20 protein-coding genes are annotated in these 21,611 nt (G+C 67.4%); 11 read left to right on the forward strand and 9 right to left on the reverse strand.

From position 1 onward, the window contains the following. Positions 1-427: 427 nt before the first annotated feature. Positions 428-952, reverse strand: coding sequence for a DUF7344 domain-containing protein (locus NDI76_RS19065; RefSeq protein ID WP_310925761.1), 525 nt, complete (start codon positions 950-952; stop codon positions 428-430). Between the two features lie 650 nt (positions 953-1,602). Here NDI76_RS19065 and nrdR point away from each other — a divergent pair. The 3 genes from nrdR to NDI76_RS19080 are packed head-to-tail and all read left to right on the forward strand — an operon-like array spanning position 1,603 to position 5,592. Continuing rightward, positions 1,603-2,145 carry a transcriptional regulator NrdR gene (nrdR, locus tag NDI76_RS19070; RefSeq protein ID WP_310925806.1) on the forward strand — a complete coding sequence of 181 codons (543 nt, stop codon included), beginning with the start codon at positions 1,603-1,605 and terminating at the stop codon, positions 2,143-2,145. Next, complete coding sequence (locus NDI76_RS19075) at positions 2,114-4,579, forward strand: ribonucleoside-diphosphate reductase subunit alpha (RefSeq protein WP_310925762.1); 2,466 nt, start codon at positions 2,114-2,116, stop codon at positions 4,577-4,579. The genes nrdR and NDI76_RS19075 overlap by 32 nt, the downstream gene beginning before the upstream one ends. A gap of 20 nt (positions 4,580-4,599) precedes the next feature. After that, entirely contained in the window at positions 4,600-5,592 is a 993-nt protein-coding gene (locus NDI76_RS19080; protein ID WP_310925763.1) for a ribonucleotide-diphosphate reductase subunit beta, read from the forward strand. A 149-nt stretch (positions 5,593-5,741) separates the two neighbouring features. On the opposite strand, the gene NDI76_RS19085 is transcribed toward NDI76_RS19080, so the two are convergent. Together NDI76_RS19085 and NDI76_RS19090 are read right to left on the reverse strand one after the other, a co-directional pair. Continuing rightward, on the reverse strand, positions 5,742-7,052 hold the full coding sequence (locus tag NDI76_RS19085; protein ID WP_310925765.1) for an amidohydrolase: 1,311 nt from the start codon (positions 7,050-7,052) through the stop codon (positions 5,742-5,744). Beyond that, a complete protein-coding gene (locus NDI76_RS19090; protein WP_310925766.1) occupies positions 7,053-8,066 on the reverse strand; it encodes a threonine ammonia-lyase in 1,014 nt (337 codons plus the stop codon). 156 nt (positions 8,067-8,222) lie between these two features. Between NDI76_RS19090 and NDI76_RS19095 the strand changes: the two genes are divergently transcribed. After that, on the forward strand, positions 8,223-9,029 hold the full coding sequence (locus NDI76_RS19095; RefSeq protein ID WP_310925767.1) for a YihY/virulence factor BrkB family protein: 807 nt from the start codon (positions 8,223-8,225) through the stop codon (positions 9,027-9,029). A gap of 105 nt (positions 9,030-9,134) precedes the next feature. On the opposite strand, the gene NDI76_RS19100 is transcribed toward NDI76_RS19095, so the two are convergent. The 4 genes from NDI76_RS19100 to thiE are packed head-to-tail and all read right to left on the reverse strand — an operon-like array spanning position 9,135 to position 11,859. Then, positions 9,135-9,503: a hypothetical protein gene (locus NDI76_RS19100; RefSeq protein WP_310925768.1), complete on the reverse strand. Its 369-nt coding sequence runs from the start codon at positions 9,501-9,503 to the stop codon at positions 9,135-9,137. Next, positions 9,503-10,381, reverse strand: a complete 879-nt coding sequence (gene thiD, locus NDI76_RS19105) for a bifunctional hydroxymethylpyrimidine kinase/phosphomethylpyrimidine kinase (RefSeq protein ID WP_310925769.1) — start codon at positions 10,379-10,381, stop codon at positions 9,503-9,505. Before thiD ends, NDI76_RS19100 begins: the two co-directional genes overlap by 1 nt. A gap of 3 nt (positions 10,382-10,384) precedes the next feature. Continuing rightward, entirely contained in the window at positions 10,385-11,221 is an 837-nt protein-coding gene (gene thiM / locus NDI76_RS19110) for a hydroxyethylthiazole kinase (RefSeq protein WP_310925770.1), read from the reverse strand. Continuing rightward, a complete protein-coding gene (thiE, locus tag NDI76_RS19115; protein ID WP_310925807.1) occupies positions 11,218-11,859 on the reverse strand; it encodes a thiamine phosphate synthase in 642 nt (213 codons plus the stop codon). The genes thiM and thiE overlap by 4 nt, the downstream gene beginning before the upstream one ends. Before the next feature lie 198 nt (positions 11,860-12,057). Between thiE and NDI76_RS19120 the strand changes: the two genes are divergently transcribed. Then, positions 12,058-12,768, forward strand: coding sequence for a hypothetical protein (locus NDI76_RS19120; RefSeq protein WP_310925771.1), 711 nt, complete (start codon positions 12,058-12,060; stop codon positions 12,766-12,768). Between the two features lie 27 nt (positions 12,769-12,795). On the opposite strand, the gene NDI76_RS19125 is transcribed toward NDI76_RS19120, so the two are convergent. After that, positions 12,796-13,731 (reverse strand): PfkB family carbohydrate kinase, encoded by a 936-nt coding sequence (locus NDI76_RS19125; protein ID WP_310925772.1) that lies wholly within the window; start codon positions 13,729-13,731, stop codon positions 12,796-12,798. Between the two features lie 92 nt (positions 13,732-13,823). On the opposite strand from NDI76_RS19125, the gene NDI76_RS19130 reads away from it, so the two are divergent. The 3 genes from NDI76_RS19130 (at position 13,824) to NDI76_RS19140 (ending at position 16,103) form a co-directional block, all read left to right on the forward strand. Next, complete coding sequence (locus tag NDI76_RS19130) at positions 13,824-14,777, forward strand: nucleoside hydrolase (RefSeq protein WP_310925773.1); 954 nt, start codon at positions 13,824-13,826, stop codon at positions 14,775-14,777. A 201-nt stretch (positions 14,778-14,978) separates the two neighbouring features. After that, positions 14,979-15,191 carry a hypothetical protein gene (locus tag NDI76_RS19135; RefSeq protein ID WP_310925774.1) on the forward strand — a complete coding sequence of 71 codons (213 nt, stop codon included), beginning with the start codon at positions 14,979-14,981 and terminating at the stop codon, positions 15,189-15,191. Between the two features lie 54 nt (positions 15,192-15,245). Continuing rightward, positions 15,246-16,103, forward strand: coding sequence for a universal stress protein (locus NDI76_RS19140; RefSeq protein ID WP_310925775.1), 858 nt, complete (start codon positions 15,246-15,248; stop codon positions 16,101-16,103). A 61-nt stretch (positions 16,104-16,164) separates the two neighbouring features. Here the strand turns inward: NDI76_RS19140 and NDI76_RS19145 are convergent, their stop codons facing one another. After that, positions 16,165-17,286, reverse strand: coding sequence for a baeRF10 domain-containing protein (locus tag NDI76_RS19145; RefSeq protein WP_310925776.1), 1,122 nt, complete (start codon positions 17,284-17,286; stop codon positions 16,165-16,167). A 270-nt stretch (positions 17,287-17,556) separates the two neighbouring features. On the opposite strand from NDI76_RS19145, the gene ggt reads away from it, so the two are divergent. The 3 genes from ggt to NDI76_RS19160 all read left to right on the forward strand — a co-directional run bounded on the left by ggt (position 17,557) and on the right by NDI76_RS19160 (position 21,589). After that, positions 17,557-19,173: a gamma-glutamyltransferase gene (ggt, locus tag NDI76_RS19150; RefSeq protein WP_310925777.1), complete on the forward strand. Its 1,617-nt coding sequence runs from the start codon at positions 17,557-17,559 to the stop codon at positions 19,171-19,173. Positions 19,174-19,371: 198 nt separating this feature from the next. After that, on the forward strand, positions 19,372-19,818 hold the full coding sequence (locus NDI76_RS19155; RefSeq protein ID WP_310925778.1) for a pyridoxamine 5'-phosphate oxidase family protein: 447 nt from the start codon (positions 19,372-19,374) through the stop codon (positions 19,816-19,818). A gap of 163 nt (positions 19,819-19,981) precedes the next feature. After that, positions 19,982-21,589: a lamin tail domain-containing protein gene (locus tag NDI76_RS19160; RefSeq protein ID WP_310925779.1), complete on the forward strand. Its 1,608-nt coding sequence runs from the start codon at positions 19,982-19,984 to the stop codon at positions 21,587-21,589. Positions 21,590-21,611: the final 22 nt, after the last annotated feature.

Below are 21,611 nucleotides of genomic sequence, written 5' to 3' on the forward strand. Positions count from 1 at the left end.
AATCGCGTCTGATCGTCCGATCGATTCCGCACCTACCCCAGAAACAGCGAATTCACACGCCGAACCGGGTGAATAGTTGACGTCCCGATTGAACTATCAGTATTAGTACAATACCGAGGCGTATCGAACCATTACGAATCCATAACGTCTCGTTGAGCGAGTTGTGTCGAAAGTAGGACGAACGCAGGTCGGGGTTAGGGACGTGTGAACTGTACACGCTGGTCGGTCCCCCTGTCGAGGGGAGCATCGGCGACCCGCGTCGGCGTTCGCGGACCGTCGCGAGTGATGCGGTTAGGGAACGGGCGGAGGGGTTCGAGCGAGAGCGACGGCGCAAACGAGGGCAGCGGAAAGGTCGTCGTAAAGCCGTACCGAAGCGGCGTTCGAGGGCGGCGGCGTCCGACCGAGCGTCGGGTACGATCGCCGGACTCTACCGGGAGCGCGGGGACACAGAGAGAACTAACAACGCGACGAAGACGACGCCGAAGGAAGCGACAACGGTGAGAGGTGACAGCAGTTCGGCGAAGAACCCCGCGACCAGGGCGAGACCGAACAAGGAGAGCGCAGCCGGGTAAGGAGTCGAGCGGCGAATCTCCTCCTCCTCCGGGAGTGCGAAGTCGAAGTCGAGGTCCGCCGCCGCCGCGGTGAGTTCGACGTCGACCCACCGGCGGTCCGCTCGCACGAACCCGGCGTCGGCCAGCTTGACGAGGTGGTTCTGGTAGAGGGCCGTGTAGGCGCTCTTTCGCTGTGCGTGCGTGACCTCGGCGACCGAGATGCCGTGCTCCGCCGCGGCGACGTGTTCGGCGAGTTCGCCGATGGAGACGGGACAGCCGCACTCGCGGAGGTGCCGAAGTACGTGTCGTCGACGTGGGTTTCCGAGCATCTCGTAGAAGTCGTCCTCCTCGATATCGACCGGACCGTCGCCCCCACTGGACGACTGAATGGCTACCGACATGATACTACGTGAGAAATAAAGATACATTGTTATATGAGCAGTACCGAAGTATCCGGAGTCGGGCGAGGGTCCAAGAATCGGAGCGAAGACCGCGACTAGAAGCGAAACGAGGGCTTTAGACGGCTAAACCGGCCGTTAGCGGGTGGTCGAGCGGGGTCACGCTCCCGGAGAATCCTGTCGCACCGGTCGTCTCATCGACCCCCCAGACGACGAACAGCACGTAAGAGCCGAGCAGTCCATACGCCTCGGGGTCCGGTAGCGAGCGGTCGGTCCGGAGCGCAGTGAAGAAAAGAACTGTCGCGAGCGTGAGAAAACTCGACCCGAGGCGGCGACGACCACCCCTACACGACAAAGAGGAGGCCGACAGCGTCTCGCGGAACTCCGCCAGCCGGCCGCTCCCCGCGTAGATTGCCGCCGTCGCGGCGAGGATGGTCCGCCGTGTACCGCCAGCGACTCGTCCATACCGCCCTCCGGCCGACGCGGGAAGGCCAAATCGGATTGAACTCCCCGCTCGAAATCAATCTGAATTGTCTTAGTGCAACTCCGTTGGAAAGCTTTATCACCGTCTCGTGGACACTACATGTTGCGACCGATATCACCGACCCACGACATGTGGGTTAAACAGCCCGGAGGGTCGAGTAGTGGCAACCATGGACTGCCCCGACTGCGGTCACGACCGGACGAGCGTCGTCGACACCCGGACCGGCGAGGACGGAGCGACCGTCCGCCGTCGACGGGAGTGTCAGCGGTGCTCGTTCCGCTTTACGACGTACGAACGACCCGAGTGGGAGACCCTCCAAGTGAAGAAACGCGACGGACGTATCGAACCGTTCGACCGGGGGAAACTCCGCGCCGGCGTCGAACGGGCCGTCGAGAAGCGGCCCGTGGACGCGGCGACCGTCGAGTCGCTGGTCGAGGCGGTGGAGCGGGAACTGGCGGGGCGGGGGACGCGTATCGTCTCCTCCAGCCTCGTCGGCGAACTCGCCTCCGACCGCCTCCGAGACCTCGACTCGGTGGCCTACATCCGGTTCGTCTCAGTGTACGAGGCGTTCTCGGACCCCGAGGAGTTCCTCGACGAACTCGACCGGGTGCTGGACGACCGGTTCGAGCGGTCCGACGGTTCCGACGACCCCGACGCGACGACGGACGACGACTCACCAGATGGCACGCACACAGACGACGCAGACGACTGACGCACAGCCACGAGCCATACTCGAACGCGCGCGACGCGGTCACGAAGACGTGCTCACCGACGAAGTGACCGACCGACTCCTCGAAGAGGCCGAGCGCAACCTCTACGATGGCGCGTCGGCCGACGAGGTGTACGAGGCTCTCGAAGGCGTGACGACGGCGCGAATCGAACGCGACCCCGCCTACAAGTACGTCGCCGCCGACGTGCACCGGCAGCGCTACTTCCGCCGGGTGACCGACGAGCGACTGACGGGCGAGGCGGCCGACGGCGAGACCGAGACGACGTACCGCGAGACGTTCCGCGCGAACCTCGAACGCGGCGTCGAGGAGGACCTACTCGACGAGCGACTCCTCGACGGCCGGTTCGACCTCGACGAACTCGCCGCGTCGCTCGCCCTCGAACGCGACGAGAAGTTCGACTACATCGCGATGTCGACGCTGACCCAGCGGTACTTCATCAAGACCGAACAGGGTGGCGAGCCGCTGGAACTGCCGCAGGCGTTCTGGATGCGAGTGGCGATGGGTCTCGCCATCGAGGAGGACGACCCCCAAGAGCGGGCCTTGGAGTTCTACGACGTGCTCTCGCGGCTCCTCTTTACCCCCTCGACGCCGACGCTGTTCCACAGCGGGACGACCCACCCGCAGCTGTCTTCCTGCTATCTCACCACCGTCGAGGACGACTTAGAGCACATCTTCGAGTCCTACAAACACCACGCGCAACTGTCGAAGTGGAGCGGCGGCCTCGGCAACGACTGGACGAACCTCCGCTCGGAGGGGGCGCTCATCAGTAGCACGGGCGTCGAGTCGACGGGGACGGTGCCGTTCCTGAAGATAAGTAACGACGTGACCGCAGCGATAAATCGGTCGGGCAAGCGTCGCGGCGCGGCGTGCGCCTACCTCGAAGCGTGGCACATGGACTTTCCCGCCTTCTTGGACCTGCGGCGGAACACCGGCGACGAACGCCGCCGCACGCACGACATGAACACCGCGGCGTGGGTGCCCGACCTGTTCATGGAGCGGGTGGAGAACGACGAGGAGTGGACGCTGTTCTCGCCCGACGAGGTGCCCGAACTCCACGAGACCTACGGAGAGGAGTTCGCCGAATTGTACGAGGAGTACGAGACGAAAGCCGAGAACGGGGAACTGCGGCAGTACGAGACGGTCGACGCCGCGGACCTCTGGCGGACGATGCTCACCCGCCTGTTCGAGACGGGGCACCCGTGGATCACGTTCAAGGACCCCTGCAACGTCCGGTCGCCGCAGGACCACGTCGGTACCGTTCACTCCTCGAACCTCTGTACCGAGATAACGCTCAACACGAGTTCCGACGAGCACGCCGTCTGCAACCTCGGGAGCGTCAACCTCTCGAACCACGTTTCGGGCGAGGAACTGGACCGCGACGCGCTCTCCGAAACCATCGAGACGGCGATGCGGATGCTCGACAACGTCGTCGACCTCTGTTTCTATCCCACCGACGAGGCCGAGTACTCCAACATGCGCCACCGACCCATCGGTCTCGGCGTGATGGGGTTCCACGAGGCGCTGATGCAGACGGGAACGTCGATGGCCTCCGAGGACGCCGTCGAGGCGGCCAACCGCTGGCAGGAGTTCGTCTCCTACCACGCCCTCCTGAACAGTTCCCGCTTGGCGAAGGAGCGAGAACCGTACGAGACGTTCGAGGGGAGCAAGTGGGACCGCGGACTCCTCCCGCACGACACGGTCGACCTGCTGGAAGAAGAGCGCGGCCGCGAGATTCCGACCGACCGCTCGGAGACGATGGACTGGGACCGGGTGCGCGAGCACATCGCCGAGCACGGCATGCGCAACTCCAACACGATGGCCGTCGCGCCGACGGCGACGGTGTCGACCATCAACGGGACGACGCCCTCCATCGAACCCATCTACTCGAACCTCTACGTTAAATCGAACATGAGCGGCGACTTCACCGTCGTCAACGAGCAGTTGGTCGAGGAACTGAAAGACCTCGACCTCTGGGACGAGGGGATGGTCGACCGGATGAAATTCCACGACGGGTCCATCCAGGAGATAGCGGACATCCCCGAGGAGACGCGCGAACTGCACCGGAGCGCCTTCGAGATAGACCCGCGACACCAACTCCGCCTCACCGCCCACCGCGGGCAGTGGATCGACCAGTCCGTCTCGCACAACGTGTTCTTCCCGAGCACCGACGGCTCCCTCCTCGACAGCGTGTACAAGACGGCGTGGCGACTCGGGATGAAGACGACGTACTACCTGCGGACGCTCGGCGCCTCGCAGATAGAGAAGTCGACGCTCGACATGGACGAGTACGGCCGGACGCAGCGACGGGGCGGAGACGCGGCCGACGGAGACGAGGGCGCGGCGACCGACGGTGGTTCCGACCCCGACTCCGGTCTCGCCCGCGTCGAGGACCCGACGTGCGACGCCTGTCAGTGAACGTCTGAACTCGATTACCAATGCCCATACTCAATCACGACGCGGAACACGACCCGAACAAGATACTGCCCATCGACTACGACTGGGCGCGCCAGTACTACCGCGACGGCGTCGCCAACAACTGGGTGCCCGAGGAGATACCGATGCAGGACGACGTCGCCCAGTGGAACGGCGACGAACTCACCGACTCGGAGAAGCAGTTAGTCGAGTGGAACCTCGGCTTCTTCTCCACCGCCGAGTCGCTGACGGCGAACAACATCGTCCTCGCCCTCTACGAGTACGTCACCGCGCCGGAGTGCCGGCAGTACCTCTTGCGGCAGGCGTACGAGGAGGCTATCCACACGGACACGTTCATCTACTGCTGCGACTCGCTGGGGTTCGACCCCGACTACCTCTACGGGATGTACGAGCGCGTTCCCTCCATCCAAGAGAAAGACGACTTCGTCGTCGACCTGACGCGGAACCTCGACGACCCCGATTTCGAGGTCGAGGACACCGAAGACGTCCGCGACCTGCTCCGGGACCTCGTCGGGTTCTACGTCGTCATGGAGGGGGTGTTCTTCTACGCCGGATTCGCCATGATGCTCGCGCTCCGACGGCAGAACAAGATGGTCGGCATCGGCCAGCAGTTCGAGTACATCATGCGCGACGAGTCGCTGCACGTGGGGTTCGGCGTCGACCTCATCAACCAGATCCGCACGGAGAACCCCGGCGTCTGGACCGACGAGTTCGGCGCGGAGGTGCGCGACCTCGTGGAGAGGGCCGTCGACCTCGAACAGATATACGCCCGCGAGGCCTGCCCCGACGACGTGCTCGGGATGAGTTCCGAACAGTTCGCCGAGTACGTCGAGTACATCGCCGACCGCCGACTGGGCCAGTTGGACCTCGAGGCGAGTTACGGAACGGAGAACCCCTTCCCGTGGATGAGCGAGGCGGTCGACCTGAACAAGGAGAAGAACTTCTTCGAGACGCAGGTGACCGAGTACCAGAGCGGCGGGTCGCTGGATTGGTGAGGCCGGTCGGTCCGCGGTAGGCAGGTCCGAACGGAGGTGTAATGAGTCGCTACGCCCCGGTAGGGACGTTCAACCGCGCTGCGAGTCGACCTCGTCGACGGCGTCGCGCATCGCGTCGACGTCCTCCGAGTCGAGGCCTGAGTACTCGCTTACTCGCCTCCTAACCGCACGACTGCGTCGCTCAGTACGTCGACGGCGATGTCGAGGCTCCGCTCGTCGATATCGAACGTGGGGGAGTGGTGCCCGCCCGGGTGGTTCGTGCCTACCACCGCGTACGCCGCGTTTCCGCCGTTCTCCTTCACCCGTTTCATCAGGTACGTCGCGTCCTCGCTGGCGCCGAAGTCGGCGGACGGTACTGTCTCGGTCACGTCGGGGTGCGCCCGCGCCGCCGCCTCGACGGCCCCCGCCGTCGCCGGGTCGCTGTCCTCCCGCGGCGCCTCGCCCTCGACGGTCACGCTCACGTCGCACCCGTGCCGCTCCGCGGCGGTCCGAATCACCGTCGAGCACTCTTCGAACATGTACTCCATCAGTTCCGTCTCTTCGCCTCGGACCTCCGCCTCGAAGGCGGCGCGGTCGGCGACGACGTTCGTGTGGCCGGGCGCGCCGCCCTCGACGTGGCCGACGTTGACCCGCGTCGCGCCGCCGCCGTGACGGGGAATCGCGTACAGGTCCGACGCCGCCGACACCGCGGCCTGAATCGCGTTGTCGCCCGCTTCGGGGTTCTTCGCCGCGTGGGCGGACGTTCCCGAAAACTCGACGCGGAACCGGCGGACGGCGAGCGTCTTGACGACGCCGGCGACGACGGTGCCCGTCGGTCTGTCGAGGCCGAGGTGGACGGCTAAGAGGGAATCGACGTCGTCGACGCATCCGCCCGTCGCCATCGCCTTCGCGCCGCCGGCCACCTCCTCGGCGGGTTGGAAGAGGACCTTCAGCGTCCCCGAGAAGTCGCTCTCTTTCACCGCTTCGAGGACACCGAGACCAATGGTCGCGTGCCCGTCGTGGCCGCAGGCGTGCATCAGCCCCTGGTTCTCCGAGCGGAAGCCCTCGGCCGTCGGACGGTGGTCCGGGTCGTCCGACTCGGTGACGTGCAGGGCGTCGATGTCGACGCGGAGGGCGATAGTCGGTCCGGGGCCGCGTTCGAGAACCGCCACCGCGCCGGTGTGGCCGCCGTGGAGGCGTTCGAGCACGTCGGGGTCGACGCCGCGTGCTCGCGCTCGTTCGAGCCACCGCTCCAGTTCCGCCTCGGGCGGCACCGACAGGCGGTTCTCGGGGTCGGTGATATCCGACCCGTAGCGGAGTTCGTCGACGCCGATTCGCTCGGCGTACTCGACGACGCGAGCGGTCGCGGCGAACTCGCACCACGCCGGTTCGGGGTAGCGGTGGAACTCCCGGCGAACCTCGCACAACCGGTCTCGAACCGTCCGCGACGCTGACCCGCCGGGGTCGCCCCCGTGACTCATTCAGTCGAGCACCGCCCGGAGTTTCTCGGCCGCGAGGTTGCGCCCCGAGACTTGGAGCACGACGGTCTGACCGGCGAGTTCGTCGCCTCGTTCGAGCGCCGCAGCGACGGGCGCGCAGGCCGCCCCCTCCAACACGAGGTGCTCTTTGAGGAGCATCGTCTCCACCGCCGCCTCGATTCGCTCGTCGCTCACGAGCACCATCTCGGCGAGTCGGTCGCGGAGTATCTCGGTCGTCAGGGCGAACGGAACGCGCGATTGGAGGCCCTCGGCGTAGGTGTCGGCGTCGTCCCGAGGCCGGAGGTGGCCTTCGGCCCACGCGTGGTACATCGCGGGCGCGTTGGCCGACTGGACGCCGACGACGTCCGCGTCCGTCATCTCGCCGACGGTGAGACAGTAACCCGAGGCGCTGCTGCCGCCGCCGACGGGGCAGAACAGCGTGTCCACTCGGGGAAGTTCCTCGACGACTTCGAGGCCCGCCGTGGCGACGCCGGCGACGAGTGCGGGTTCGTTCGCCGAGTGGACGTAGCGGTAGCCCTCCGTTCGGGCCCGTTCCTCGGCCCACTCGCGCGCGTCGTCGTAGTCGCGGCCGACGGGGTGTACCTCCGCCCCCATCCGCTCCATCGCGGCCACCTTGTCGGGGTTCGGGTCGCCGGGCACGGCCACGAGGACCGGAATATCGAACGCTCGTCCCGCGTACGCGACGGACTGGCCGTGGTTGCCGGTGCTGGCCGCGATGAGACCCGGGTCGTGAAACTCCTCGTCGAGACCGGCGCAGAGGTTGACCCCGCCGCGGACCTTGAACGCGCCCGTGGGAAGAGTGTCCTCCCGCTTGAGGTAGACGTCGGCGTCGAGTTCCGCGGAGAGGTGCTCGCTCCGGACGAGGGGCGTTCGCGGGAGGTGGCGGGCGACGACCGACCGCGCCTCGTAGACGTCCGCGAGCGTCGGCGGAGTCAGGTCGTGGTACCCGAACACCGTCGTCTCGTCCGGCGACTCCACAGTGTCGTACGCTGTCATCGGTCGTGATACGCGGTGGCACGTATAAAGACCGGGGGAGGTGGAATCGCGAGCGAATCCGGCGAGTTGCGGTCGAACTGAAAGAAGTCGTGACGTTCGCCGAGAGCGCCCCCTACCTGCCATGAGTTCTTTGTGAGCGTAGAGGGACAATGCCCCATGAGCAACTCAACAGGCACCGTCTCGAAAGCCAAGGCGGTAGGCGAGGCATTCCGCGAGAAGAACGTCACCTTCCTCGCGGGAAGCATCGCCTACAACGCGTTCGTCTCCTTGGTACCGATTCTCCTCTTCGCCGTCTTCGTCGTCGCGTTCTTCGGAGCGGGATGGCAAGAGCAGGTGTTGTCGGTCGTCACCGAGAACGTCTCGCCCGCCATCGGAAACTTCATCGAGCGCCTCTTCGCCACGCAGTCGAGCAGCGCGACGGGGTCGTCCGTCATCGGCTTCGTCGTGTTGGTCTGGAGCGCGCTGAAGATATTCCGGGGTCTCGACACCGCCTTCTCCGAGATTTACGAGGTCACCCCCGATAGCTCCATCGTCGACCAAATCAAGGACGGCCTCGTCGTCCTCGTCAGTCTCACGCTCGCACTCGCTGCCATGGTGGCGGTGACCAGCGTGTTCGGAGCGTTCCAAGGAGTGATTCCGTATCTCGGTCTGCTCCTCCCGGTGGGTCTCGCCCTCGGTCTCATCGTCGCGTTCTTCCCCATCTACTACGTCTTCCCGGACGTCGACGTGTCCGCGCGGGAGATTCTCCCGGGGGTCGTCATCGCGGCGGTCGGATGGGCGCTCCTGCAGGGCGTCTTCCAGATATACGTCGCCCGCTCGACGGCCGGCGGGGCCGACATCGTCACCGGCATCATGCTGCTGTTGACGTGGCTGTACTTCACGGGCGTCGTGCTCCTCCTCGGAGCCGTCGTCAACGCCGTACTCGGCGGGTACACGGAGCACATGAGCAGGTCGCGAACCTAACGCAGTCTGAACCGCGCGGGCGGTGTCGTCGACCGCGACGTCGCCGCCCGACTTTCTCGCGTACGTGCGCTCGAACTCGCTGACGAATCCTCTCATCTCCGCGTACTAATCGTCGAGCAGATGCCGCGTACCGTCGGCGGCGTCCGACGACTCGGTCGGCGAGTAGACGCGGTAGTACCCGCCGTCGTCGTGAGCCGGGAGCGGCGACGGAGAGGCTCGCTGCGAGACGGAGCGACGACGTAGCGTTCGGAAGGAGAGAAACGCGGGGGACGGTGCGGGCCGTGCGGCCGCGCGGATCAGTCTGGCCGACGCCGACATCCAGTTGATGATCTGAGTCGACGGACGCCGGGCGAGCGACTGTTTTTCTCTCAAAAGAGAGACCGTGACGACGTCCGGGCGGTACGTCGGTCGAAGGCCGGGCTTCGTCGACGCGACGGCGGACTCGTCGAACACGTCGGCGCTGCCGGACCGCATCACTCGTCGCCGAACTCGCCGACCGTTCCCTCGCGCTCGACGAGGTGGTTTACGCTCCCGTTCTCGCCCACGGCCGCCGGACTCGCTATCGCCGCGCGGGTGAAGGCGATGCCGCGTTCGACGGCCGTCGGGAGGGCGTCGCCGCGCGCGAGTCGGGCGGCGATTGCGCTGGCGAGCGTGCATCCCGACCCGTGCGTCACGTCCGTCTCGATTCGCTCCGACGCGAACGTCTCCGCTCCGTCGGGCGTGACCAACACGTCGCGAACCTCGCCGTCCGCGTCCTCGACGTGCCCGCCCTTGAACAGCACCGCGTCAGCGCCCCACTGGAAGAACCGGTCGGCCGCCGCCGTCCGCGAGTGCTCGGAGTCGGGCCACTCGCCGGTCAGTTCCTCCGTCTCGTCGGCGTTCGGCGTCACCAGCGTCGCGTGCGCGAACAGGTCCCGGTAGGCGTCGACGGCGTCGGCTTCGAGCAGTCGGTCGCCGGAGGTGGCGACCATCACCGGGTCGACGACGACGGGACCGCCGTAGCCGTCGACGGACTGCGTCCGTCTGCTCGTCGAGGTTTCCTCGACGCTGTCGAGGCAGTCGTCCACCGTCTCGATGGCCTCGGCCGTCGCCAACATCCCGAGTTTCACCGCGCCGACGTCGAAGTCCTCGCGCACCGCCTCGAACTGCGCGCGAATCTCCTCTGTCGGGAGGACGTGCGTCGACCGGACGCCCGCGGTGTTCTGCGCCGTGACGCCGACGACGACTGACCCGCCGTAGACGCCGAGTCGCGTCATCGTCTTCAGGTCTGCCTGGATGCCCGCGCCGCCGCCCGAGTCGCTCGACGCTATCGTCAACGCGTACGGCGGGGTCTGCGGGTCGGGGTCCGTCATCGGTTACGCCTCCGTCTCCACGACCCGCTCGATTCGTTCGTCGCCGTCGGGCAGGTCGACGCCGCCGAGGCCGGCGATCGCGTCGAGGAACGCTATCTTGTAGCTCGCGGGACCGGCGTACTCGCCGAACTGGCCGTCCGCGGCCGCCTCGCCCGCGACGCCGAACGCGAGCGTCCCGGCGAGCGCCGCGGTCAGCGCGTCGTCCATCGCCCCGGCGAACGTCGCGACGGTGACGCCCTGCATACAGCCCGTGCCGACGACTTCGGCCATCATCGGGTGACCGGCGCGCACCTCGAAGGCCGCCTCGTCCGTCGCCACGACGTCCGTCTCCCCGGAGGCGACGACGACGGCGTCCGCTTGCCGTGCGACTGCCACCGCCGTCTCCGCGATGTCGGCGTACTCGCCGACCGACTCGACGCCGCGCACCTCGCTGTCCGCGCCCGCGATGGCGGATATCTCGCCGTAGTTGCCGTTTATCACGTCCGGTCGCACCTCGGAGACCAGACGCTCGGCGACGCGGTCCCGCGTGGGCGTCGCACCGACGCCCACGGGGTCGACGACGAGGGGGACGCCGTTCTCGTTGGCCGCCTCGCCCGCCGCGACCATCGCCGCCTCGCCCGCCTCGCTGACCGTCCCCATGTTGAGGAGGCACGCCTGCGCGCCCGCGACCATGTCGGCCACCTCGCGTTCGTCATCGGACATGACCGGTAGGCCGCCCCAGTATAGCGTCGCGTTCGCCACGTCGTTGACGGTCACGGCGTTAGTGAGCGAGTTGACGAGCGGTTGCTCCCGCCGGACGGTCGAAAGCGCTTCGTCGGGGTCGACGGTCGGGTCGCTCATCGCTCGACCCTCCCGGTCCGTACGCCGTCGACGGCGCGACGCAGGTCGCGCGCGGCCGCCTCGGGGTCGTCGGCGTCGGTGATGGCGGAGACGACGGCGACGCCGTCCGCGCCCGCTCCGACCACTTCGGCCGCGTTCGCCGCCGTGATACCGCCGATGCCGACGATGGGAATCTCGACGGCGTCGGCGATAGCGGTCACTCGGTCGGTGCCGACGTTCGACTCGTCGTCCGAGACGTCCTTCGTGTCGGTGGCGAAGACGGCGCCGACGCCGAGGTAGTCCGCGCCCGCGCGTTCGGCCGCGACGGCACCTTCGACCGTCGAAACCGACCGACCGACGACGGCGTCCGGACAGAGTTGCTCGCGCGCGACGGCTATCGGCAGGTCGTCGTCGCCGAGGTGGACGCCGTCGGCGTCGACGGCGGCGGCCACGTCCACGCGGTCGTTCACGACGAACGCGACGCCCGCCTCGCGGGTGAGTGCTCGGAGTTCACGACCGAGTTCGTACCGCTCTCGGGCGGTGGCGTGTTTCTCGCGCATCTGGACGACGTCGACGCCGCCCGCGAGGGCGGCGCGGACGGTGGCGACGGTGCCGCGGCCCCGCGAACGGTCGGCCTGCGTCACGAGGTACGTTCGCATCTCCGTATTCATTGGTTGTATCTTCGAGTGTTCCGCGCAAAACACTGTCGGAGCGACGGGAGCGGAAGAGACCGACCGCGGTCGAAAACGACGGCGTCAAAATCGGAGCACGCGACGGTGGGCGACGGCCGAGGGGTAGCACAAATGCTCGCTTGCGTCTACGTTGGGGTTATGCCCCTCAAGGTCGATACATCTGACGTGAACACGACACGACGGTCCCTCGTCGGTACCTGCGGCATCGGAACGCTCGCCCTCCTCGCCGGATGCATGGGCAACGGGGGCGGAGACACGGAGACCGAGACGACCACCGGAACGGAGACGGGTACTGAGACGCCAACCGGGACCGAGTCGCCGACGGACGCCGAGACGGAAACGCCGCCGGGCGAAGGCACCGGCAACGAGACCGGCGGGACGCGCCCGGAGGGAACGGGCGGGCCGGGCATCAACATCGCGTCGACGGACGACGCCCCCGACGCGCCCGTCCGTCCGTCCGTCGAGGTCATCGAGGACACGGCCACCGAAGAGCACCCGCCGATGCTGCGCGCGACGGTGACGAACGAGAGCGACCAAGCGGTGACGCTCGGCGAGGGGCGCGCTATCGTCTTCGCCTACCAGTACGACACCGAAGAGCACCTGATGCTCCTGCCGGCCGACGAGGACTACCCGGCCGAAGCGGGATGCTGGCGGCTCACGGACGGCATCGCGGTCACCGAAGAGTACCGGACGGTGACGCTCGAACCCGGCGAGTCGACGAGTCAGGACCTCGGTCTGTACGGCGCGCCCACGCAGGAGGACGTCTGCCTGCCGGTGGGCGAGTACCGCTTCGAGTCGACGTTCTCGGTGATGGACGAGGCGGGCGGCGAGGAGCAGTCCTCGTTCACCTGGGGGTTCGGCGTCCTCTTGGAATGAGCGAAGAAGGGAGACCGAAAGAACCGGCTACCGCACGGCGACCGATTCGACCGCCTCGCGCGACGGGGCGGCCGACTGCACGCCCTCGCGTTCGGTCGAGAGGGCGCCGGCGACGGTTGCCAGCCTGACGGCCGCCTCGAAGTCGGCCCCGGCGGCCAGTTCGGCGCCCAAGTAGCCGACGAACACGTCGCCCGCGCCCGTCGTGTCGACGGGGTCTACGGCGGGCGGGGCGACGGAAAGCGTTCGCTCGCCGTCGACGACGACGCCGTCTTCTCCCCGAGTGCGGACGACGGTCCCCTCGAAGGCGTCGATGTCGCCGCGAAGTCGGTCGTACTCGCCCTCGTTGGGCGTCACCACGTCGACGCAGTCGTGAGCGAGAATCTCCGCGGCGCCGGCGGCGGGCGCGGGGTCGTAGACGACCGTCGGTCGGTCCGGGCGGTCCGCCAGTCGGTCGAGCGCCGCGCGGACCGCCTCGGGCGGGAGTTCGTTCTGCACGAGGAGGCAGTCGGCGGCACAGCAGGCGTCGAGGCGGTCGGCGACGTAGCCGTCGTCGACGCGGCCGTTCGCGCCGGCGAGGATGGCGATGTAGTTCTCGCCCGTCTCGTCGACGGCGATGTACGCCGCGCCCGTCGGCCCGTCGGTCCGCGCCACGCCGGTCACGTCCACGCCGCGGTCCGACAGCGAGTCGAGCACGTCGTAGCGCCCCTCGTCGTCGCCGACCATGCCGAGAAGTCCCGCGTCCGCGCCGGCCGCCGCCGCCGCGACGGCCTGGTTGGCCCCCTTCCCGCCGAGATACGTCTCCGCGTAGGACTCCCGGAGGGCGTCGGGCACCGACCCGACGGACACCGTCTCGCCCGGCGCGGGGAACCACTCGTAGCGCTCCGCCGTCGACCGAACCCACTCGGTCGAGGTGTACTCCATATGGTCGACGTTGATGCTCCCGAGACTCACGACGCGGCCCATACTCGCCAGAGAGGCGGGTGGGATAAGTCACTTCAGTTCCGCGTTCGCTCCGTTTCCATGCGATTAAACGACGCCGGGAGAAAAGGGAAGCCATGAGCAGACGAATCATCCTCGACACCGACACCGCGGGGGACGACGCCATGGCGATTCTCCTCGCCGCGTCGGCCGACTCGCTCGACCTCGAAGCGCTAACGATGGTCGCCGGCAACGTGGAGTTCGAACAGGAAGTCGAGAACGCGAAGCACACCTTGGGCGTGGCCGACGCGACGGACGTGCCCGTCTACGAGGGCGCGCGGACGCCTCTCGTGAAGGACCACGAACACGCCGAACAGGTCCACGGCGAGGGCGGGTTGGGCGGCGAACTCCGCCCGGAGACGGACGTGGAGTCCGCCGAGGGTCACGGCGCGAACGCCATCGTCGAACGCGCCCGCGAGTCGCCCGGCGAGATATCGCTGGTCTGTATCGGTCCGCTGACGAACGTCGCCCTCGCCCTCCGTCTCGAACCCGAACTGGACGAACTCCTCGACGAGGTGTTCGTGATGGGCGGCGCGGTGAACACGCTCGGCAACGACACTCCCTCTGCGGAGTTCAACTTCTGGGTCGACCCCGACGCGGCGAAAGTCGTCGTCGACGAACTCGACGTGACACTCGTCGACTGGGGTCTCACGCTCCGCGACGGGACGTTCGGCGCCGACACCCTCGAAGAGATAGACGCGATGGACACCGACTACGCCGAGTTCTTCACCACCATCATGGAACGCGCCCGCGAGTTCGCCGTCGAGCAGTACGGCGAGGAGACGACGAGTCAACCCGACTCGCTGACGGTAGCTTCCGCGCTCCACCCCGACCTGATCACCGAGTCGAGCGAGTACCACGTCGACGTGGACGAACGCGAGGGGATGACCCGCGGCTACAGCCTCGTCGACGAACTCGGCGTCACCGACGGCGAACCGAACGCCCGCGTCGTTGAGTCCGTCGACGCCGACCGCTTCGAGACGATGTTCCTCGACATGCTCCGCCACGCGGACCCGGAGCGGTCGCTGTAGGCGCCTCGCAATCCCGGTTTGCGGAGGAATCAGTTCTGACCGTCGGACGAGACGGCCACTACGTCCGGTACAGCAAAACTAGCTTTGCTGTCAAAACCCCCGCTGACGGGTCGGCGGCGACGGATTCTATCGCGCGCCGCCGTCGCGTCCGCCGAACGGTCGACCGAACCACTGTTGAACGCCGCGCGCGTAACGCCGACGATGCCCGTTCCCCCGCCGAACGTCGACGAGTTGGACGTGAGCGACGACCCCGTCGAACCGCGCCCGTACGCCGACCTCGTGGCGGCCGTTATGGAGCTTCGGTCCTGCTCGAAATCGGACGCCGAGACGTGGGTCGACGACGCCGGGACGGAACGCGCAGAGCGCGTCGTGTTGGCCCGTTGGCGAGGGACTCGCGCCGCTTCCGAAGAATAGCGACGCTCGTGGACCGGTCCGGAGGTTTATCAACTCTCAATGCAACAGTCGCCTATGCCTAACCGTCTCGGGGGGAGTCAGATCGCCGGGTACGCTTCCTCGGACGGCGGACGGACGACGAGCGAGCGGGTGCTCTGTCTGTTCGACCCCGGAGAACCGGCGGATGGACAGTTCCTGCAGGTAGCCGAGTCCTTGGCGGACGGGGGTCGGTTCGTCGTCCCCGTGCGGGACGCGAGCGTCGCCGAGTCGCTGAAGCCCTCGTCGTCGGACGCGTCGGCCGACTACGAGACGCGCTTTTTGGAACGGCCGTCGACGGTGACCGCCGAGTGGGTGACCGACGTCGTCGACCGCTTCGACATCACCGTCATCTTCGACATCCGCGACCGGAAGGCGATGCTCGGCGGCGGCGAACTCGCCCTCGCCTCGGGCGGTACCCACGTCACGGTGACGCGAGACTCGCAACTCGAGGGCATCTCCTCGGTGCTCGTCCCCGTCGCGCGCGGCCCCCACCTCGACGCGACGCTCGATATGGCGCGCGCGTTCGCCGAGTCGTCCGACGCCTGGGTCGACCTGTTCCACGTCGTCGAAGAGGAGGAGACGGAGAGCGACGTCGACGACCTCTTCGAGTACTGCTCGGACCGGCTGCTCGGGTTCGCGAACTTCGATACCTGGCGCTACGAGGGCGAGGAGGGAGAGTCGCCCGCGCAGGCCATCGTCGAACAGTCGTCGTACTACGACGCGACGGTCGTCGGCGCCCCGCAGAAGGGTCGACTCCGGGAGTTCGTCGACGGGTCAACGACCGAAATCGTCCAGTCGCTGTGCGAGAACGCGGTCGTCACCGTCCGGAGCGGTGAGGTGGAGGTGTCGCGGCTCGACCGATGGCTCGGCGAGTTCCTCGCCCCCAAGCGCTGAACGGGGAGAGGCGGCGACGAGCATCAGTCGAAGCGGAGACGGTCGCGCGGCGGGAGCGGCGTTATTCGATGGGGAACCGGAGCAGCGCGCCGACGCCGTCGAACGCCGCTTCGAGGCGCTCCGTCCGGTCGAGTCCCTCGGGCGCGACGACGCTCTGGCCGCCCTGTTCTTCGACGCGTTCGGCCAGCGACTGGACCTCCTCCTCGGCGAGCGAATCGGCGACGACGAGCGTGTCGACCGCGTCGAGTTCGAGCGCTCGCTCAACGTCCTCGCGCCCGCCGATGGCGGTCTCCTCGTCGTCGTCGAGCGCCGCGAAGAAACGTTCGAGCGTCCCTCGGGCGTCGGTCGTGCCGAGTTCGCCCGACTCCTCGGCGGCGTCGACGAGTTCGCGGAGACCCTGTTCGGAGGCGTACTCCGCGTCGAACGGGCCGACGGCGGCGTCGGCGAGCGGTTCCGAGAGGTGGTCGCCCTCCAGGAACCGCTCGGTGGTCACTTCGCTGCCGCCCACGAGGAGCGCCTCGCCCGCGAACTCGGTACCGGGGGAGGCGTCGTCGACGGCGTCGGACGGCGCGTCGTCGAGGAACACGCGGGCCGCTGCCTCGCCGATCTCGTCGTAGAACTCGTCGGCCCGCTCCTGGCTTCGGCCCTGGAAGTCGTCCTCCTGGCCGCCCGCGGCGGTCTGCTTGCTCGGCACGTCGCTCTCGACGGTGTCGACGTGCTCGATGGTCTCGCCGTCGTACCGGCCCAGCGTCGCGCTGTCGCGGGAGACGACGAGGAGGCCGTGCGTGTCTGTCTGCGTCGTCGCCGGCGAGAGCGGGTCCGTGTCGAACTCGTTACCGTACTCGTACGTCCCCGTCGAGATGGGCGTCGGCAGGTCGTCGAACACGTGCGTCACGAGTTCGGTGTCGACGACGCCGACGTAGGCGACCAGCCCGTTCTCGGGCGTCTCCTCGTACTCGTGGAGGACGCGGCGGGTCTCTTCGAGCGCCTGTTTGAGCGGTTTGCGGACCTCCTCGCGGACGTCGAGGTACTCCGCCTCGGCGTGGTCCTCTTCGACGCGCCGGCGCGTCGCTTCGAGCGATTCCTCGGGCGGGACGGCGACGGAGACGAGTTGCTCGCCGTCGGCGTCCGCGTTCGATACCGCCTCGATCCGGTCGTGCAGGTCGCTGGCTGTCGAAGACATGGTTGGGTGAGTCGGACGCAGGTGTCGCACCTGCTCGTGGTGGCCGTTTTTTCTGCCGTCGCGTGGAAATACCTTATCGCCGTTTCGGCGGTGTGAAGGGGTGACACCCACCGCTGTGCGAGGTTCGGTCGGGAGAACCGCGACGGTGCGGGGAGGGAACCCAGCCTCCGAACCGCCCTCACACGCGTCGGCTCCGCCGACCCGCACTCGAAAGAGGCGGTCGGATGCGTCCGGGGAAGGTACTTTGCGGAGAGGCGAGGTAAGTCAGGTATGAGCGAGCCGAATCTAGACGAGTTCATCTCTCGGCGGTCGACCGTGTACGGTCGGTCCGGCGTGGTGGCGACGAGCCAACCGTTGGCCGCGCAGGCGGGTATCGAGACGCTCCGCGACGGCGGGAACGCCTTCGACGCGGCCGTCGCGACGGCGGCCGCGCTAAACGTCGTCGAACCCACGTCGACGGGCCTCGGCGGCGACGTGTTCGCCCTCTATCGCACCGCCGACGGCGACGTGGGCGCGATGCGTTCGTGCGGCGGCGCGCCCAGCGGTGCGACCCGAGAGCGCGTCCGCGAAGCGGTCGCCGACGAGGGTGAAGCGCCCGAAGAGGCGGAGATGCCCATGCGAGGGCCGCACACCGTGACCGTTCCGGGAACGGCGCGCGGGTGGGAGGCGACGACGCGCGAACTCGGACGGCTGAGTCTGGGCGAGAACCTCCGGCCGGCGATTCGGTACGCCACCGAGGGCTACCCGGTGACGGAAGTCGTCGCGGCGCAGTGGAAACACGGCGACGACCTGTTCACCGACGAGCACGCCCGAGAGGCGTTCCTGCCGGGGGACCGACCGCCGACGGTCGGCGAGACGGTGGCGCTCCCCCGACTCGGTCGGTCGATGGAGACCATCGCCGAGGAGGGCGCCGATGCCGTCTACGAGGGGGAAATCGCCGAGGCCATCGCCGAGGAGGTGCAGTCGAAGGGCGGGTTCATGACCGTCGAGGACCTCGCCGCCTTCGAACCGGAGTTTCTCGACCCCGTGAGCACGACGTACCGGGGAACGGAGGTGTACGAACTCCCGCCGAACAACCAGGGACTCATCGCCCTGGAGGCGCTCAACATCGCCGAGGAGATAGCCGCCGGAGACGCCGACTACGACTCCGCGGACCGTATCCACTACTTCGGCGAGGCGATGAAGCGGGCGTTCCACGACGGTCACCGCTACATCACCGACCCCGAGTACGAGGAGGTGCCGCCGCTGGCCTCGAAGGAGTACGCTCGTCAGCGCGCGGCCGACATCACCGACGAACCGAGCGACGTCTCCTTCGGCGTGCCGGACGCACACGCGGAGGACGCCGACACGGTCCTACTCTGCGTCGCCGACGACGAGGGCAACGTCGTCTCCTACATCAACTCTCGGTTCGCCGGGTTCGGGTCGGGCGTCGTCGCCGGCGACACCGGCATCGCCCTCCAAAACCGGGGGGCGTCGTTCTCGTTGGACGACGACCACCCCAATCGATTAGCGCCGGGAAAGCGGCCGTTCCACACGCTCGTCCCCGCTCTCGCGAAGTTCGGCGAGGACGACTGGGCGGCGTTCGGCGTCATGGGCGGGTACATGCAACCGCAGGGGCACGTGCAGGTGATATCCAACATCGTTGACTACGACATGCCGATTCAGGCGGCGCTGGACGCCCCGCGGTGGCGTTACCGCGAGGGCGGCGACTTGGCGCTCGAACCAGCGCTGGCCGGGTCGGTCGGCGCGACGCTGAACCGGCGGGGCCACGACGTGTCGCTCCTCCACACGGGGATGTTCGGGGGCGCACAACTCGTCCGGAACGACGGCGGCACGCTCTCGGGGGCGACCGAACCGCGGAAGGACGGCCACGTCGGGACGTACTGACGGGACGGCGCTGACCCGAGACGCATCCGACGAACCGCCCCGGTCGTTTCCAATCCGGCAAAACTAGTTCGACTGTCCCTTCCGGTTTTGTGAGAAAAGACATCCAGAATATCCAAGATGCCTAAGGTACCCAAGATTCGATGACCACGAGGCGCGCACTCGGATTGATACCGCGGGACAGCGTAGTCTCAGATACGTATGGACCGCATTGAGTATGTGTACACGTTCGGGATGAGCGACGACGAGGTAGACGAACGGCTTCGGTCGGAGTCGGCGGGCGTGCTGTCGCTGGCCGACGACGGCGCCGCGTACGGGATACCCGTCTCCCACTACTACGACGGCGACTCGCTGCTGTTCCGCCTCTCCGACGACGACGACGACAGCAGGAAACTCGACGTCGCGGAGGCGACGACGGAGGCGTCGTTCGTCCTCTTCGACGCCGACGGTCCGGACCTCTCGTGGAGCGTCGTCGTGACCGGGTCGCTCCGGCGACTCTCCGAAGAAGAGCAAGCGGCGTACGACGCCACCGAACTCAACGAACGGTTCGGTCCGCTCCGGGTGTTCGACGAGAACGTCGACGAAATCGACCTCGTGCTCTACGAGATGGAGATTTCCTCTCTCCTGGGTCGTCGCACCGACGAGTAGAGACGGTTCGTCCAGGAGTGATATCAAAACCAGCAAAGACAGAAAAGACAGATGGGATGGAAAAGATAGAAGGGTCGTCTTTTCTACTCTACTACGTATCGGTAAATACCGACTATAGCGAAGCGGAATTAAAGATAATACGACGGGAGCGAGAGCCCGAGTCATGGGAGAAACTGCGACGGTCGTCGACGTCGTCGACGGCGACACCATCGATGTCCGCCTCGACGACGGAAGCGAAGAGCGCGTTCGAATCATCGGGATAGATACCCCCGAGACGACGGATAACGCCGATGCGGAGCGCCGCGCGGAATGGGAAGGAATCGAGGACCTCTCGTACCTCGGGCGCTGGGGGGACAGAGCCAGCGAGTTCGCGAAGCGGGAGTTGACGGACGCGACGGTCGAACTCGAAGCGGACGCGAACGAACCCGACCGGGGAAGTTTCGGACGACTCCTCCGCTACGTACGCTACGACCGAAGCGGCGAGGAGGACGAAGGCGGAGAGGGGAGCGACTCCGCGTCCGGCGACGCGTCGACGGTGTACAACCGAGCGGCGGTGGCGGAGGGGTACGCCCGAGTGTACGACTCCGGGTTCGCCCGCCACGACGACTACCTCGACCGGGAGCGCTCCGCCCGCGAGGGACGCACGCGCGTGTGGAAGCGCAGCGACCCCTCGCAGTCGCCCGAAGTGAGGGACAGGGAGGTTGAGCGACTGTTCGTTCCGGAGGCGGCGAGCGTCCGGACGGCGTCGGGAGCCGTTCCCGACGACAGAGTTCCCGTGTTCGCCTCGCCGTCCGCAACGCGGGAGGGCGGGGAGGTGAGTTACGGGGACCGGATACCCCTCGTCGCCGTGGACGGAGAGGCGCGAGTGGCGATGGTCGGCGGTCCCCTCCTCGACGAACGCTACGAAGAAGCGGAGGGGTTCGAGGCGGACACCAGTCGCTTCGGCAACTACCCGTTCGCGACGAACGTCCTCGTGTTCCTCTCGAAGGGGTCCGAACGACCCGAACGCGTCGTCGTCGACGGCGGCCACGGGCAGTTCAACGCCGAGTACGCCCTCTCCTGTGAAGATATGGCCTACTATCTCAGATTTCTGGAGGGACAGGACGCGGCGCTCGTCCAGCAGAACGACTTGGCGGACGGAATCGACGGCGATGCGCTGATCGTGTGCGCGCCCGCCGCGGCGTACGGCGACTCGGAACTGTCCGCGTTCCGGTCGTTCGTCGAGGGCGGCGGGGTGGTCCTCCTCCTCGGTCACGGCGCCGAGGGGATGCCCGCGGACGCGCGGGAGAACCTGAACGCCCTCGCCGAGGCCCTCGGGTCGGACCTGCGGTTGGGCGACGACCGAGTCGTGGACGCGGAGTCGAATTTGAACGACGACGAGACGCTCCCCCGCACGTCGAACTTCGAGGACTCGTTCGACCTGTTCGGTCCCGTGACGCCCGACGGGTCGACGGGTCCGTCGCTGAGCGTGGTCGGCGTCGACCCGTCCGGGGCGGAAGGCGGCGCCGGCGAGTCCATCTCGCTCGCGAACGAGGGCGACGCCCCGGTGGACCTCTCGGGGTGGGCGGTGGCCGACGAGGCCGGGCACGAGTACGAGTTCCCCGAGGGGACAGTCGTTCCCGCGGGTGCGACCGTCCATCTCCTCACGGGCGAGGGCGACGACGAAGTGACGGTCCACTGGGGGAGAGAACGGAGCGTCTGGAACGACGACGGCGACACCGTCTCCGTGTACGACGAGGCTGGTGACCTCGTGGCGGAACGTTCCTACTGACCGAACCGGCGATAGTGCGACT

This window comes from Halogeometricum sp. S1BR25-6 (genome assembly GCF_031624495.1).
Classification (GTDB): domain Archaea; phylum Halobacteriota; class Halobacteria; order Halobacteriales; family Haloferacaceae; genus Halogeometricum; species Halogeometricum salsisoli.

Bases quoted from the DNA above. Each gene is read 5' to 3' on its own strand.
- NDI76_RS19065 (WP_310925761.1), bottom strand. From the start codon at position 952: ATGTCGGTAGCCATTCAGTCGTCCAGTGGGGGCGACGGTCCGGTCGAT.
- nrdR (WP_310925806.1), top strand. From the start codon at position 1,603: ATGGACTGCCCCGACTGCGGTCACGACCGGACGAGCGTCGTCGACACC.
- NDI76_RS19075 (WP_310925762.1), top strand. From the start codon at position 2,114: ATGGCACGCACACAGACGACGCAGACGACTGACGCACAGCCACGAGCC.
- NDI76_RS19080 (WP_310925763.1), top strand. From the start codon at position 4,600: ATGCCCATACTCAATCACGACGCGGAACACGACCCGAACAAGATACTG.
- NDI76_RS19085 (WP_310925765.1), bottom strand. From the start codon at position 7,052: ATGAGTCACGGGGGCGACCCCGGCGGGTCAGCGTCGCGGACGGTTCGA.
- NDI76_RS19090 (WP_310925766.1), bottom strand. From the start codon at position 8,066: ATGACAGCGTACGACACTGTGGAGTCGCCGGACGAGACGACGGTGTTC.
- NDI76_RS19095 (WP_310925767.1), top strand. From the start codon at position 8,223: ATGAGCAACTCAACAGGCACCGTCTCGAAAGCCAAGGCGGTAGGCGAG.
- NDI76_RS19100 (WP_310925768.1), bottom strand. From the start codon at position 9,503: ATGCGGTCCGGCAGCGCCGACGTGTTCGACGAGTCCGCCGTCGCGTCG.
- thiD (WP_310925769.1), bottom strand. From the start codon at position 10,381: ATGACGGACCCCGACCCGCAGACCCCGCCGTACGCGTTGACGATAGCG.
- thiM (WP_310925770.1), bottom strand. From the start codon at position 11,221: ATGAGCGACCCGACCGTCGACCCCGACGAAGCGCTTTCGACCGTCCGG.
- thiE (WP_310925807.1), bottom strand. From the start codon at position 11,859: ATGCGAACGTACCTCGTGACGCAGGCCGACCGTTCGCGGGGCCGCGGC.
- NDI76_RS19125 (WP_310925772.1), bottom strand. From the start codon at position 13,731: ATGGGCCGCGTCGTGAGTCTCGGGAGCATCAACGTCGACCATATGGAG.
- NDI76_RS19130 (WP_310925773.1), top strand. From the start codon at position 13,824: ATGAGCAGACGAATCATCCTCGACACCGACACCGCGGGGGACGACGCC.
- NDI76_RS19135 (WP_310925774.1), top strand. From the start codon at position 14,979: ATGCCCGTTCCCCCGCCGAACGTCGACGAGTTGGACGTGAGCGACGAC.
- NDI76_RS19140 (WP_310925775.1), top strand. From the start codon at position 15,246: ATGCCTAACCGTCTCGGGGGGAGTCAGATCGCCGGGTACGCTTCCTCG.
- NDI76_RS19145 (WP_310925776.1), bottom strand. From the start codon at position 17,286: ATGTCTTCGACAGCCAGCGACCTGCACGACCGGATCGAGGCGGTATCG.
- ggt (WP_310925777.1), top strand. From the start codon at position 17,557: ATGAGCGAGCCGAATCTAGACGAGTTCATCTCTCGGCGGTCGACCGTG.
- NDI76_RS19155 (WP_310925778.1), top strand. From the start codon at position 19,372: ATGGACCGCATTGAGTATGTGTACACGTTCGGGATGAGCGACGACGAG.
- NDI76_RS19160 (WP_310925779.1), top strand. From the start codon at position 19,982: ATGGGAGAAACTGCGACGGTCGTCGACGTCGTCGACGGCGACACCATC.